This window comes from Thermithiobacillus tepidarius DSM 3134 (genome assembly GCF_000423825.1).
GTDB classification, from domain to species: domain Bacteria; phylum Pseudomonadota; class Gammaproteobacteria; order Acidithiobacillales; family Thermithiobacillaceae; genus Thermithiobacillus; species Thermithiobacillus tepidarius.
On record NZ_AUIS01000017.1, the window covers coordinates 38565 to 52217 of the forward strand.

At 67.9% G+C, this 13653-nt stretch carries 13 protein-coding genes and 1 tRNA gene; 13 read left to right on the forward strand and 1 reads right to left on the reverse strand.

Annotated elements, in window-relative coordinates:
• The first annotated feature begins 4 nt into the window (after positions 1-4).
• The 8 genes from lolA to G579_RS16845 all read left to right on the forward strand — a co-directional run bounded on the left by lolA (position 5) and on the right by G579_RS16845 (position 7395).
• Positions 5-676: an outer membrane lipoprotein chaperone LolA gene (gene lolA / locus G579_RS16840; RefSeq protein ID WP_051181321.1), complete on the forward strand. Its 672-nt coding sequence runs from the start codon at positions 5-7 to the stop codon at positions 674-676.
• Between the two features lie 79 nt (positions 677-755).
• The gene (locus tag G579_RS0109370; RefSeq protein WP_028989977.1) at positions 756-1937 is read left to right on the forward strand and encodes an OmpP1/FadL family transporter; all 1182 of its coding nucleotides are present in this window, start codon (positions 756-758) and stop codon (positions 1935-1937) included.
• A gap of 23 nt (positions 1938-1960) precedes the next feature.
• Positions 1961-3289, forward strand: coding sequence for a replication-associated recombination protein A (locus G579_RS0109375; protein WP_028989978.1), 1329 nt, complete (start codon positions 1961-1963; stop codon positions 3287-3289).
• Positions 3289-3666: a fluoride efflux transporter CrcB gene (crcB, locus tag G579_RS0109380; protein WP_028989979.1), complete on the forward strand. Its 378-nt coding sequence runs from the start codon at positions 3289-3291 to the stop codon at positions 3664-3666. Before G579_RS0109375 ends, crcB begins: the two co-directional genes overlap by 1 nt.
• A gap of 27 nt (positions 3667-3693) precedes the next feature.
• Positions 3694-4011 carry a DUF190 domain-containing protein gene (locus tag G579_RS0109385; RefSeq protein WP_028989980.1) on the forward strand — a complete coding sequence of 106 codons (318 nt, stop codon included), beginning with the start codon at positions 3694-3696 and terminating at the stop codon, positions 4009-4011.
• Between the two features lie 19 nt (positions 4012-4030).
• Positions 4031-5299: a serine--tRNA ligase gene (gene serS, locus G579_RS0109390; protein WP_028989981.1), complete on the forward strand. Its 1269-nt coding sequence runs from the start codon at positions 4031-4033 to the stop codon at positions 5297-5299.
• Positions 5296-5538: a Rho-binding antiterminator gene (locus tag G579_RS19350; RefSeq protein ID WP_028989982.1), complete on the forward strand. Its 243-nt coding sequence runs from the start codon at positions 5296-5298 to the stop codon at positions 5536-5538. Before serS ends, G579_RS19350 begins: the two co-directional genes overlap by 4 nt.
• A 69-nt stretch (positions 5539-5607) precedes the next feature.
• Positions 5608-7395 carry a bifunctional diguanylate cyclase/phosphodiesterase gene (locus G579_RS16845; RefSeq protein WP_038019240.1) on the forward strand — a complete coding sequence of 596 codons (1788 nt, stop codon included), beginning with the start codon at positions 5608-5610 and terminating at the stop codon, positions 7393-7395.
• 6 nt (positions 7396-7401) lie between these two features.
• Here G579_RS16845 and G579_RS0109405 read toward each other — a convergent pair whose 3' ends face one another.
• Positions 7402-8142, reverse strand: coding sequence for a BPSS1780 family membrane protein (locus G579_RS0109405; RefSeq protein WP_028989983.1), 741 nt, complete (start codon positions 8140-8142; stop codon positions 7402-7404).
• A gap of 160 nt (positions 8143-8302) precedes the next feature.
• On the opposite strand from G579_RS0109405, the gene G579_RS0109410 reads away from it, so the two are divergent.
• The 5 genes from G579_RS0109410 to G579_RS0109430 form a co-directional block, all read left to right on the forward strand.
• The gene (locus G579_RS0109410) at positions 8303-9415 is read left to right on the forward strand and encodes a GNAT family N-acetyltransferase (RefSeq protein WP_028989984.1); all 1113 of its coding nucleotides are present in this window, start codon (positions 8303-8305) and stop codon (positions 9413-9415) included.
• Positions 9416-9523: 108 nt separating this feature from the next.
• Positions 9524-9614 (forward strand) — tRNA-Ser (locus G579_RS0109415).
• Positions 9615-9696: 82 nt separating this feature from the next.
• The gene (locus G579_RS0109420) at positions 9697-11124 is read left to right on the forward strand and encodes a M20 family metallopeptidase (RefSeq protein WP_028989985.1); all 1428 of its coding nucleotides are present in this window, start codon (positions 9697-9699) and stop codon (positions 11122-11124) included.
• A 116-nt stretch (positions 11125-11240) separates the two neighbouring features.
• Positions 11241-11840 (forward strand): acyltransferase, encoded by a 600-nt coding sequence (locus tag G579_RS19655; RefSeq protein WP_028989986.1) that lies wholly within the window; start codon positions 11241-11243, stop codon positions 11838-11840.
• Positions 11841-11977: 137 nt separating this feature from the next.
• Positions 11978-13653, forward strand: a 1676-nt coding sequence (locus G579_RS0109430; RefSeq protein WP_155989796.1) for a hypothetical protein, incomplete at its 3' end; no start/stop codon positions are given.

Sequence of the window (13653 nt, forward strand, 5' to 3'; positions counted from 1 at the left end):
TCCCATGAACAAGCTCAAGCGTTGCATCCCGGTCTTTTGCCTCGGCCTGGCGCTCGGCGCCCCGGCCCTGGCCGTGAGCCAGCCGGCCGCCGCCGCAGTCGCCCAGCCCGACAAGACGAGCATTGCGCTCATGAACCGTTTCTTCAATTCGGTCAAGACCCTGGAAGCGGATTTTCAGCAGGAGGTGGAGAACGACAAGGGCCGCATCACCAAGCGGGCCAGCGGCGAGATCGCCCTGTCGCGGCCGGGCAAGTTCCGCTGGGTCTATGCCGATCCCGAGCCGCAGGAGATCATCGGCGACGGCGAAAAGCTGTGGGTCTACGACAAGGATCTGGCCCAGGTCTCGGTGCGGCCGCTCAATTCCGCCCTGGGCAACACCCCGGCGGCGCTGATCGCCGGGCGCAACGTGGTGGCCCAGCACTATCAGGTGCGCTCGCTCGGCCGGCGCGGCGATCTCTACTGGGTGGAACTCATTCCCAAGAGCGAGAACTACGGCTTCCGCCGTGTGCTGATGGGGCTGGCCGATGACGCGGGGCTGCTGCACAGCCTGGAACTCTACGACAACTTCGGCCAGACTACGCGCCTGCACTTCAGCAACATGCAGGTCAACAAGCCGGTGAGCGGCCAGCAGTTCAGCTTTGCGCCGCCCGCCGGCGTGGACGTGTTGCAGCAATAAAATCAAACAGCTGGAACCCCGCCTGGCCGCTGCCGGCGCCACCGGCAGCGGCCAGGCGCTTTCACAAGGAGAAGCATCTATGCGTTTGCACACCCTGTCCTGGGGCATCGCCCTGGCCCTGCTGAGCCAAGGCGCCCAGGCTTCCGGTTTTCGCCTGCCCGAAATGTCGGTGGCGGGCATGGGGCAGGCCAATGCCATGGTGGCCGATGACGAGCCGGTCAGCGCCTACGGCTACAACATCGCCGGCATGGGCTTCCACCCCGGCACCCGCGCCAGCCTGGAAATGGTGGGCATCAAGCCCAGCTTCAAGGTGAGCAACGCCAACGGCAGCTTCGACAGCGAGAACGGCTCGGAGTACCTGCCGGCCCTCTACGTGACGCACCGGCTCAAAAGCCAGCCCCTGGCCTTCGGCCTGGGAGTGAACACGCCCTACGGCCTGAAGACCGACTGGCCGGCGGGGACCTTCACGGCACCCGGCGCGCTGCAGGCCTTCGTGCCCACCTTGAGCGAAATCCGCATGGTCAACGTGAACCCCAGCGTCGCCTATCTGCTGCGCCCCAACCTGAGCGTGGCGGTGGGCCTGAACTATTACAACGTCTTCTCGGCCAAGCTGGACAGCGTGGGCGGCGAGCTGAACGGCTCCGGCAGCGGCTTCGGCGCCAGCCTCGGCGTCCTCTACACCACCGAGCGCTTCAACCTCGGCCTGCAGTACCGTTCGCGCGTCAAGGTGGACCTGGACGGCGATTCCAGCAGCGGCCCGGCGACCACCCAAGTCACCTTCCCGGACACCCTGCAGGCCGGCATCCTGTACCGTTTCACGCCCAAGTGGTCGACGGAGTTCGACGTGGACTGGACCGGCTGGTCCAGCTTCGATCGCCTGGACATCAGCACATCGAACGGCACCCTGAGCAGCTCGAATCAGTGGAAGAGCGCCATGGCCTACCGGCTCGGCACCACCTACCGGGTGAACGACGCGCTGCGCCTGCGCGCCGGCTACGCCTTCGACCAGACCGGCCAGCAGGACGCGCACTTCTCGCCGCGCATTCCCGACGCTGACCGCCATCTGATCGGCCTGGGCGCGGGCCTGCAGGCGGGCGCCTGGACCTGGGATCTGGGCGCCAACTACGTCTACGCCGCCAGCCGGACCATCGACAACAGCACCCCGCCGAGCGGGCCGGATCTGAACGGCACTTCCGTGTATAATGGCACCTACGAGTCCAGTGCGCTGCTCTACGGCGTCTCGCTGTCCCGCAGCTTCTAGGTGCTTTGGGAGAAGTGTCATCGGTGGACCTCTTTGCGGATGAGTCCAATCTGGAAGGGCAGCCTCTGGCCGCCCGCATGCGCCCCCGTGCCCTGGACGAGTACATCGGCCAGGCGCAGCTCCTGGGGGCGCATGGGCCGCTGCGTCGGGCGATCGAGGCCGACCGCCTGCATTCCATCATCCTGTGGGGGCCGCCCGGCACCGGCAAGACCACCCTTGCCCAGCTGATCGCCCGCCACACCCAAGCTCTGTTCCTGTCGCTCTCCGCCGCCTTCTCCGGCGTCAAGGAGATCCGCGCCGCCATGGAGGAGGCCGGGGTCGCCCGCGCCCAGGGCCGGCGCGTCATCCTCTTCGTGGACGAGGTGCACCGCTTCAACAAGACCCAGCAGGACGCCTTCCTGCCCTTCGTGGAGAACGGCACGGTGATCTTCATCGGCGCCACCACGGAAAACCCCAGCTTCGAACTCAACAACGCGCTCCTGTCGCGGGCCCGGGTCTACGTGCTGAAGCCCCTGCAGCCTGATGACCTGCGCACGCTCATCGATCGGGCCCTGGCGGACGAGGCGCGCGGCCTCGGGCGCGAGCGCATCCACTTCCCGGCGCCGCTGCGCGACGTGCTGGCCCAGGCCGCCGACGGCGATGCCCGGCGCGCCCTCAACCTGCTGGAAGTGGCGGTGCAGTTGGCCGACCGTGACGATGCCGGCGTACTGCAGGTGGACGAGGCCACGCTGCAGGCGGCCCTGGGCGCCTCCCTGCGCCGCTTCGACAAGGGCGGCGAGGACTTCTACGACCAGATTTCGGCGCTGCACAAGTCGGTGCGCGGCTCCGACCCGGACGGCGCCCTGTACTGGCTGGCGCGCATGCTGGACGGCGGCGCCGATCCGCTCTACGTCGGCCGGCGTCTGGTGCGCATGGCCAGCGAGGACATCGGCAACGCCGATCCCCGCGCCCTGGAAATCGCCCTGGCGGCCAAGGACGCCTACGACTACCTGGGCTCGCCGGAAGGTGAGCTGGCCTTGGCGCAGGCCATCGTCTACCTGGCCACGGCGCCCAAGAGCAATGCCGTCTATACCGCCTGGAAGGCGGCCGTCGCCGACGCCCGCCAGTCCGGCAGCCTGGAGGTGCCCCTGCACCTGCGCAATGCGCCCACCCGCCTGATGCGCGAGCTGGGCTACGGCAAGGCCTACCGCTACGATCACGATTACCCGAACGCGGTGGCGCCCGGCCAAAGCTACCTGCCCGACGAGCTGCGCGGCCGGCGCTACTACCAGCCCGCCGGGCGCGGCTACGAGCAGCGCATCCGCGAGCGCATGGATTGGGTGACCTCGCTGCGGAACGAGGAGGCGTCCTGATGCTGCCGGTGCTCGCGGCGGTGGCGGCGGGCGGCGCCCTGGGCAGCGTCCTGCGCTATCTGGCCACGCTCGCGGTGCAGGGCTGGTTGGGCCGTGCCTTTCCCTATGCTACCCTGCTCATCAACGTGTCCGGCTCCTTTTTGATGGGTTTTCTCTTCATTCTGACCCTGGAGCGGCTCAGCCTGGATCCGGCGCTGCGAACCGGCCTGCTGACCGGGGTGCTGGGCGGCTACACCACCTTCTCCACCTTCTCCATGGAAAGCCTCCTGCTGCTGGAGGAGGGGGCGTGGCTGCGCGCCGGGCTCTATGTGCTGCTCAGCACCGGCCTGGGTCTGCTGGCGGCTTGGTTCGGCGCGAGCCTGGCGCGCCAGCTCTGAATCTGGCACATTGGCGAGGGCGGTCCCATGAACAAGGCGATTCGGGTGGTGCGCATCTACATCAGCGAAACCGACCACGGCCCCAACGGCAACCTGAAGGATTTCATCTTCCGGCGCCTGCGCGAGGAGCACCAGGTCCACGGCCTGACCATCTTCCGCGGCATCGCCGGCTTCGGCAGCAGCGGCGAGGCCCATGCTGCCGATCTTCTGACCCTGCGCGCCGACCTGCCGCTGGTCATCGAATTTTTCGACACGCCCGAGCGGGTGGCCGCTGCCCTCGACGCGTTGGAGGGATTGGTTCCGCCCGGCCATCTGATCACCTGGGACGCGACCTGCAACTGCTAACCGAGAAAAAGGAAAGACCGTGCTTGATCCGCAACTTTTGCGCGCCGACCCGGAGCATGTAGCCGAACAGCTGAAGCGCCGCGGCGTGGACTTCGATCCGGCCGCCGCCCTGGCTTTGGACCAGCGGCGCAAGGCCCTGCAGATGGAACTGGAGACCCTGCAGGCCAAGCGCAACAGCACCGCCAAGGCCATCGGCCAGGCCAAGGCGCGCGGCGAGGACGCCGGCCCCATCCTGGCCGAGGCCGCTGGGCTGGGCGACGAGATCAAGGCCCGCCAGGATGCCCTGGAGGGAGTGCTGCGGGAGTGGGATGCCCTGCTGCTGAACCTGCCCAATCTGCCGCACGCCAGCGTGCCCGAGGGGCGCAACGATGACGACAACGTCGAGATCCGGCGCTGGGGCACGCCGCCCGCCTTCGATTTCGCGCCGCGCGACCACGTGGACATCGGCGAGCAGCTCGGCATCCTCGATTTCCAGGCCGGCGCCAAGCTGGCCGGCGCGCGCTTTACCGTGCTGCGCGGCATCGGCGCGCGCCTGGAGCGGGCCCTGACCCAGTTCATGCTCGACCTACACACCCAGGAACACGGCTACACCGAGATCGCACCGCCTTATCTCGCCAACGCCGACAGCCTGCGCGGCACCGGGCAGCTGCCCAAGTTCGAGGAGGATCTCTTCGCCCTGCGCGACGATCCCTATTACCTCATCCCTACGGCGGAAGTGCCGGTGACCAATCTGCTGCGCGGCGAGATTGTCGAGGCCGGGACGTTGCCGCTCAAGTACGTGGCCTACACCCCGTGCTTCCGGCGCGAGGCCGGCTCTTACGGCCGCGACACGCGCGGCATGATCCGCCAGCATCAGTTCGACAAGGTGGAGCTGGTGCAGCTCGTGGAGCCGGAGACCTCCTATGCGGCTTTGGAAAGCCTGCTGCAGCACGCCGAAACGGTGCTGCAGCGCCTGGCCCTGCCGTACCGGGTGATGGCGCTGTGCGCCGGCGACCTGGGCTTTTCCGCGGCCAAGACCTACGACCTCGAGGTGTGGCTGCCGGGGCAGGGGAAGTACCGGGAGATCAGCAGCGTCTCCAACTTCGAGGCCTTCCAGGCGCGCCGCATGCAGGCCCGCTACCGCGCGCCCGACGGCAAACCGGCCCTGCTGCACACCCTGAACGGCTCCGGCCTGGCGGTGGGGCGCACCCTGGTGGCGCTGCTGGAAAACCATCAGCAGGCCGACGGCAGTGTGCTGATCCCGCCGGCCCTGCAGCCCTATCTGGGCGGCCTGGAGCGGATCGCGTGAACCCGCCCTACGAGCCGGTGAGCTGCGTTTTCCATGAGCAGCTGGAAATGGCCGCCCGGCGGCGCCGGCCGGTCGGCCTGCGCCTCAAGAGCGGCGAGACGCTGCACGGCGTGATCGAGGACGTCTGGACCGAGGCCGGCGCCGAATATCTGCGGCTGGCGGATCAGCAGGGACGGGCGTCCACCTGGCGCCTGGATGCGCTGGATGCCCTGTGGGAGGACGACGACCGCGGCGCCTGACGCCGCCTGTCACATCACTGTCACATGCCTGTGCCACAATGAGGATTCCGATAACGATAAGGCACAGCCATGGGAGTCCCGCAAGTCGGCAGTCTGCTGCATGACGTCCTGGAAACAGGCGCGCTGCGCACGGTATTTCAACCCATCGTCTGCATGAACAGCCGGCTGGCCTACGGGGTCGAAGGCTTTCTCCGCGGCCCGCCCGGCCATCCTCTGGAGTCGCCGCTGGCCCTCTTCGCGGAGGCGGAACGCGAAGGCTTGCTGATGCCGCTGGAAGCCCAGGCCCGCACTGCCACGCTGGCGGCCTTTGCGGGCCTGGGCTTTCCGGGCAAGCTCTTCATGAACGTCAATCCGTCCTGCCTGCTGGACCCGCGTTTCCAGGCCGACGCCCTGCTCGCCGCCCTGGGGCAGGCCCATCTGGCGCCCCAGCAGGTGGTGCTGGAGCTGACCGAACACCACCCTATCGATGATTTCGCCAGCCTGCACGCGGTGGCGGAGGATTTCCGCCGGCAGGGGGTGGGCATCGCCATCGACGACCTGGGGGCCGGTCACGCCAGCATGCGCCTGCTCTGCGAGCTGCGTCCCGATTTCCTGAAAATCGACAAGTTCTTCGTGACCCGCCTCGACCATGACCCGGTCAAGCGCAAGGTGGTGCGCGGCATCCTGGGCATGGCGCGGGCGGTCGGGGCGCGGGTGGTGGCGGAAGGCGTCGAGCGCTTCGAGGAGCTGCGCGTGCTCATGGACATGGGGGTGGATCAGGCCCAGGGCTATCTGTTCGCCCGGCCGCAGGCGATCCCTGATCCGGCCGCCCTGGCCCGCTTCTCCTGGCCCGAGCTGGCAGCCGCGCCCGTGTCCAGCGAGCTGACCTTCGGCACCGCCGCCTTGCTGCTGCAGCATGCTCCTGCCTTTCCGCACGACATGCGGGCGGCGGAGCTGCTGGATTACCTGGGCCGGGAGGGGCAGGCGATGACCGCGATTCCGGTGGTGCGGGATGATCGCCCGCTCGGCCTGATTTCGCGCCCGGAGTTCCAGGAGCGCATGGCCCGGCTCTACGCGCGCGAGCTGCTCGGTCGCGAGCCCATTGCCAATTTCGTGGTGCCGGACTCCCTGATCGTGGACAAGAACGAGCCGCTGGACCTGATCAGCCATGACCTGACGCGCCAGCACGAGACCGCGCAGACACGCTACCCGCTGGACTATTTCCTGATCACTTCGCACGGCCGCTATGCCGGCGTGGGCAGCGCCCTGAGCCTGCTGCGCCGGATCACCGATGCGCAGATGGATCTGGCCCGCCATGCCAATCCGCTGTCCGGGCTGCCGGGCAACATTCCCATCCAGCGCCGCCTGGAGGGGTTGCTGAAGCAGCAGGTGCCGTTCACCGTCGGCTACTGCGACATCGACAACTTCAAGCCCTTCAACGACGTCTACGGCTACGCCCGCGGCGACGAGATGCTGCGCGAGCTGGCCCAGATCCTGGTGCGCAGCACCGGCATCGAGACCGGCTCCCTGCATCAGGATCTGCTCGACCACTTCGTCGGTCACGTGGGCGGGGACGACTTCGTGGTGATCCTGGCGGGGCTGGATCAGGAGCACATCTGGGCCGACATCCTCGACCGCTTCGCCCAGGTGGCGCCCATCTTCTACGATCCCGAGGACCAGGCGGCAGGCGGCATCCACACCCGGGACCGGCGCGGCCAGACTCAGTTCTTTCCTGTCTCCAGCCTGTCCATCGGCGTGGTGCCCTGCCCGGTGGGGCGCTTCACCCACCCCCAGGAGATCGCCCACGCCGCCAGCATGGTCAAGGCGCAGGCCAAGCAGCGGCCGGGCAACCAGCTCTTCGTCGATCGCCGCCAGTGATCCCGTTCAGCTTGCATCGGCGGCGGGCGGCGTGGCGGGGAAGACATCCCGGAAGGCGGCGAAGCTGCTGGTGAACATGAGCGGGGCCAGCAGCAGCCAGCCGAGGCCGAAGGTCAAGGTGGCCAGCATGGCAAAAATGAGGTACAGCAGCACATAGACGAGAAAGGCCGGCCAATTGGCCAGCACGGCATTGAAGCTGAGGCGCAGGGCGCCGATGGCGTCGCGGCCCGCCAGGGCGATCAGGGGCGTGGCAAAGAAAAACGCCATGGCCAGCGGCACGATCAGGAGCAGGAAAAGCAGCCCCGCCGCCGCGCCGGCACCCAGGACCGCCGCCACCGGATCCAGCTCCGCGCCGCCCGCCGACCAGGCCATGCCGCCGGCGCCGAGCAGGCTCCCGCCGATGGCCATGAGCACCAGCATCGCCAGGACCATCTGGGCGGCGAGCAGGATCAGGCCGAGGATGACGAGGTCCTTGAACTGGCGTCGGAAGCCCTCGAAGAGCAGCTCGAAGGGCGCCTCGTCTCCCGTTTCGAGTCGCTGCAGGGTGTAATAGACGCCGGCTACGAGCACCGGACCGAAGAGCATGGCCGCCAGATGGCCCAGCAGGGGCACCAGGCCGGCCAGCAGCATCAGCACGAAGATGACCAGTACTTGGCTGAAGATGAGCAGAGGCGCCCGCATCAGCCAGCTCCAGCCTTCCTGGTACCAGTCCCAGCCCCGTCCCGCTTCGATCTTGCGGTAAGCCATATCTTCCCCTTTGTGCGAAACGCCTCCTGTGCAGTGTAGCCGCTGCCGCGCGGCCATACCAAACCAGGCGGTGGGGCGTGGGCAATTGGTCCGATTCCCGTGTCCGGCAAATTCCATTTCAATCCTCTGCCATACATCTAATGAAAAAGTGGGAGGAGTCATGGCCACCGGCGTTCGCATCATCCGCGGTCAGCTTGCGCCGTCCGATTGGCAGGGTTTCCAGCCGCCGACCGTCTTTCAGCGGCCCGAATCCATGCGGGCATGGACGCATACCTTCGGAGCCGCACGCAATCCGGTCCTCCTGCTGGCGGAGAACGCCCAGGGTCGTGCGCTCCTGCCGCTGGCGGTGGACGCGGCGGCGCCTTGGCCGGGCACCTCGGGCGTCTCACTCTTCCACAGGCTCCATCCCGGCCGGCGCTATGAGCTGGCCATGGCCGGCGCTCGGCTCTGGGGACGCCTGGGCGGTATCCTCCGGGGCACGCACTGCCATGTGCTGGGTGCCGGTCCTTGCGAGGAGCAGGACATGCTGGTGGCGGGGAAAGTGCCGGCGGCCGAGATCGCGGCAGGTCTGGATCGCCTGCGCTGCCGCCGCCTGACGGTCGCTTCGATCGCCGGCGACAGCCCGCTGACGACCTTGCTGCCGCAACTGTTCAGCGACGTCAGCATGCGCCAGTGCGATGTCATGCCCGTATTGCACACGGGCCGCCAGGCCCTGGCGTCCTTCCGCAAGCTGCATCCGAACGATGCCTACAAGCACCGGCGCCTGCTGCGGCGGGGCGGGCGCATCGAGCACGTCACGGATACGGATGAGGCGCGCCGCATCCTGGCGCGTGCCTTCGAGCTCAAGCGAAGCAACTGCCTGCAGGAAGGGAAATTCAATCTTTTCGCCGATCGCCGCTATGAGCACTGGCTGGACCAGCTGGTGACAGGGCGCCTGGGCGATTTCGTACACCTGGATGCCCTCTTTATCGGCACTGACCTGGCGGCCTGTGTCGTGTATTTCACCGCGCCAAACGTGTGGAGCATGTATTTCGTCGTCTACGACAAGGCCTTTGCCAAGCAGTCGCCTGGTACGGTGCTGCTCTGGGATCTGCTGGAGCGCGCGGTCGCCGCGCAGGTGCCGGTCTTCAGCTTTCTCGCCGGCGATGAGCACTACAAGGAGCGCTGGGCGGACGACGTGATTCCGCTGCTCACCATCGAGGCGGCAGGCCTGTTGCACCCCAGCCAAGTGCCGGCCACCCTGCAGGCCAGCCCGGAAACGCCTGCCGGATAAGGCGCCGCGCTGCCCGCCGGGCCGTTTGCCTTGCCGGCGCGCCCTGTGGCATCCTACTTCGCGCAAAGCCGCGCCTGAACGGCTGTTTCCGCCCGGGAACCAAAGCACGGAGAGGTGGCAGAGCGGTTGATTGCGGCGGTCTTGAAAACCGTTGACGGCTGATACCCGTCCGTGGGTTCGAATCCCACCCTCTCCGCCAACCCAGGCATCTTTGCCCGCTTTCCTGAGCACCGCCTGATTTCCCGTGCCCGCGGGACCTTCGGCAGGAGGAAGCCAACGCCATGTCCGCATCCCTCGATCCCCAAGAGCTCAGCCGCTTCGTCGAGGCGTTCTGGGAAGACGCCATCCTGCCGCAGCTTGTCGAGTACATCCGCGTTCCCAACAAGTCCCCCCATTTCGATGCCCAGTGGCAGGCGCACGGCTACATGGACGACGCCGTGGGACTGGCCGAGCACTGGTGCCGCGGCCAGCCCATCGCCGGCATGCAGGTGGAGGTGCTGCGCCTGCCGGGGCGCACGCCGCTGCTGTACCTCGACATTCCCGGCCAGTCCGACGATTGTGTGCTGCTCTACGGCCATCTGGACAAGCAGCCGGAGATGTCGGGCTGGCGCGAGGGGCTGGGGCCGTGGACGCCGGTGCGCGAGGGCGAGCGGCTCTACGGCCGCGGCGGGGCGGACGACGGCTATGCCGTCTTCGCCTCGCTGGCGGCGATCCGCGCCCTGCAGGAGCAGGGGGTGCCGCATGGCCGCTGCGTGCTGCTCATCGAGTGCTGCGAGGAGAGCGGCAGCTATGACCTGCCGCACTATATCGAGGCGCTGGCCGGGCGCATCGGCAGCCCGCGGCTGGTAATCTGCCTGGATTCCGGCTGCGGCAACTACGAGCAGCTCTGGTGCACCACCTCGCTGCGCGGGCTGCTCGAAGGCCGGCTGACGGTCGAGGTGCTCAGCGAGGGTGTGCACTCCGGCGGCGCCGGCGGCGTGGTGCCGTCGAGCTTCCGCATCGCGCGCCAACTGCTGAGCCGGCTGGAGGACGAGGCCAGCGGCATCATCGCCGATCCGGCCTTCAACACGGCGATCCCGGCCGAGCGCGTCGAGCAGGCGCGGACGGTGGCCGGGATCCTGGACGGGGAGATCGCCCGCGCCTTTCCGCTGGTCGCCGGCATGCGCCCGCAAAGCGACGACCCGGTCGAGCTCATCCTCAACCGCACCTGGCGGCCGGCGCTGGCCGTGACCGGCGCGGACGGGCTGCCGGCCATCGCCGATGCCGGCAACGTGCTGCGCCCCCTCACCCGGCTCAAGCTGGCGCTGCGCCTGCCGCCCGAGGTGGATGCCGAGCAGGCCGGATCACGGCTCAAGGCGCTGCTGGAGCAGGACCCGCCCTACGGCGCGCGGGTGCACTTCGAGCTCGGCCAGGCGGCCAGCGGCTGGAATGCGCCGCCCCTGCAGCCGTGGCTGGCGGCGGCGGTGCAGCGCGCTTCCCAGGACTACTTCGGCCGGGCGGCGCTCTTCATGGGCGAGGGCGGGACCATTCCCTTCATGGCCATGCTGGGCGCGCGTTTTCCCGAGGCCCAGTTCCTCATCACCGGCGTGCTCGGCCCGCAGTCCAATGCCCACGGCCCCAACGAATTCCTGCACATCCCCACCGGCAAGCGCCTGACCTGCTGCGTGGCGCAGGTGCTGGCGGATTTTCACGATCAGACTTGTCAGTGACGCGCCCGGCCAGGCCGCGCTTCCGTCCTTGGTAGGATGGACTTCGCCCGCCGATCCCCGTTAGATGGAAAGCAAAGAACAAGAAATTACTATAGAAACGGGTGGGGAGGATGGCCATGTCCAGCAATCTCGTTTATCTGTGGGAACATCGTGAGCGTCCCAAAGTCCTGTCCCCGGCCTGGAGCAAGTCGTGGGCCAAGCGGGTGCTGCACCTGCGCGCGCTGCTGCGCGCCAACTGGCGGCGGGCGAAACTGGAAGCCGCCGGCGTGCAATTGGGCCCCATGACCGAAATCGGCGAGCTGAAGCTGAACGGGCCGGGCCGGAATCTTTTCATCGGCGCGGAATGCGCCATCGTCGGCGAGGTGCGCATCGCCCTGCACGCGCCGGTGCGCATCGGCGATCGGGTGGTCATCAACGACGGCGTGCGCATCCTGACGGGAGAGCATGACGTCTGCGATCCCGCTTGGCGCATGACCGCTGCGCCCATCCGCATCGAGGACTACGCCTGGGTGGCCGAGGGCGCCATCATCCTGCCGGGCGTGCGCATCGGCAAGGGGGCGGTGGTGGGGGCCGGCGCGGTGGTCACGAAGGATGTGCCGGACTTCGCCATTGCCGTGGACAACCCCGCCCGCATTCTCGACAAGAAGCGCTGCACCCGCTTCCGCTACAGCCCGGTGCGCTTCCTGGCCACCTACGAGGCGTGGCTGGGCCACTGAGCCCGATGGCGTGGCCGGCCGGGGCGTGGTGCGGTCGCGCGTGACGGACCATCCTGCGCAGCCTCTGGCGCCGGCCCATCCCGCCTGATCTTTGTGCCGCGGCAGCGGAAATTCTCCGGTATCCGAGGACGTTGTGCATGAAAGGATGGAAAATGATCATGCTGGCTCTGGGTGTTCCCGTCGTCTCGACCCTGCTCTGGCTGGCTGCGGCCCCGGACCCGGACAACATATCGTTGACTGCGCCGGCGGCCGTGACGGCCGAAGCCAGCCCGCCCACGCAGCTGGCGGCGCTGTCGGTGGCCGGCAAGCCGCTCTTTGCCGGCCGCGCCGAGCGGGACGAGGACCGGGCGCATTTCCTGCCGGTCAGCGACAGGGCCGATCTGCAGAAGGCCCTGGACCGCTATCGCGTGCTGCGTCTGGAGCCGGGCGATTACACCGTGGGCGGCGTGTCGGCCCTGCACTTGCGCAGCGGTCAGCGGCTCTACGGCATGCCCGGCAGCAAGATCCCGCGGGTGATCGTCGAGGGCGGCACCCAGGGCGCGGTGCTGTCCACGGTGCAGACGCCGGTGATCGAGTTTCCGCCCTCGCCGCGGGTGACCCGCGCCAACCGCTTCGAGCGGATCGAGGGACGGCTCGAAGTGCAGGGCGCCAAGCTGGAGCGCAACCTCTTTCTCGATCTCGCCGAAACCCAGATCACCGTCGACACCCGCAGCCAGGGCTACCTCAAGGACAACCGCTTCATCCGCGTGATGACCCACTCGCGCTATCCCGCCATCCAGATCCGCGGCGATCGCCGCCGCCAGTCCTCGGGCAACGTGTTCCTGTGGACCAACCTCCTGACCCCCCATGGCGACGCCATTTACATCGACAACCAGGCGGACATCACCTTCGTCGGCCTGGATGTGGAATCCTGGAACTGGAGCCGCAAGGCCCGCTACCCGGCCATGTTCACCACCGGGCCCATGGGCACCCTGCGGGTGATCATGGCCAACGGCGGCCAGCATCTGCCGGATGAGAACAAGACCGGGATCTTCAACGTTGCCGCCGACCGTTTCGAGCTGCTCGGCCTGAGCATCGACCGGGCCGCGCAGCCCGGCATCGTCCTGCAGCCCGCCAACCAGCTGTCGGTGCTGGTCAATACCGGTTCCTGGCGCATTGCCAAGGCGCCGGGAACGGGCCCGCTCCTGTCGGCTTTCACGGCCGAGGTGGAAAGAGAGGCCACGAATGCCGATGCTCCGGCGCGGCCGGCCGCCAAGGTCAAGCCGCAAAGCCTGGCCCGCCTCTTTGCCTCCGGCGCAGCACCCCTATGGGAGCGGCCCGTCTTCCATGCCATCCCGGATCCGGCGGGCCCGGACTGGGACCGGGATCTGGCGGAAAAGAAGGATTCCGCGAGCTACATCCAAAATCTGGTCGACAGCCAGGGCGTGGCCCGCTTGCCGGCCGGCATCTACTACATCTCCCGGCCGATCAAGCTCAAGCGCGGCCAGGGCATCATCGGGGCCGGCGCGGACAAGACCGCCATCATCGCCAAGAGCCCGGATATCGATCTCATCGTCAGCGATGCCCGCCTGACCCAGAAGTACAGCACGACCCGCTTCGCCTTGGCCGACCTGACCCTGCAGGGCGGGCGCAACGGCATCCATCATGAGCCCAACGGCGCCGGCGGCGGCGCGCAGTTCAACAAGATCTTCCTGTCCCACGTGACCATCCGCGACATGCGCGAGGCCGGCATCTTCATCGACCGCATCATGGCGTGGGACAACAACTTCATCGATCATGTGAACTTCTTCCGCAACGGCGTGGGCATCAAGCA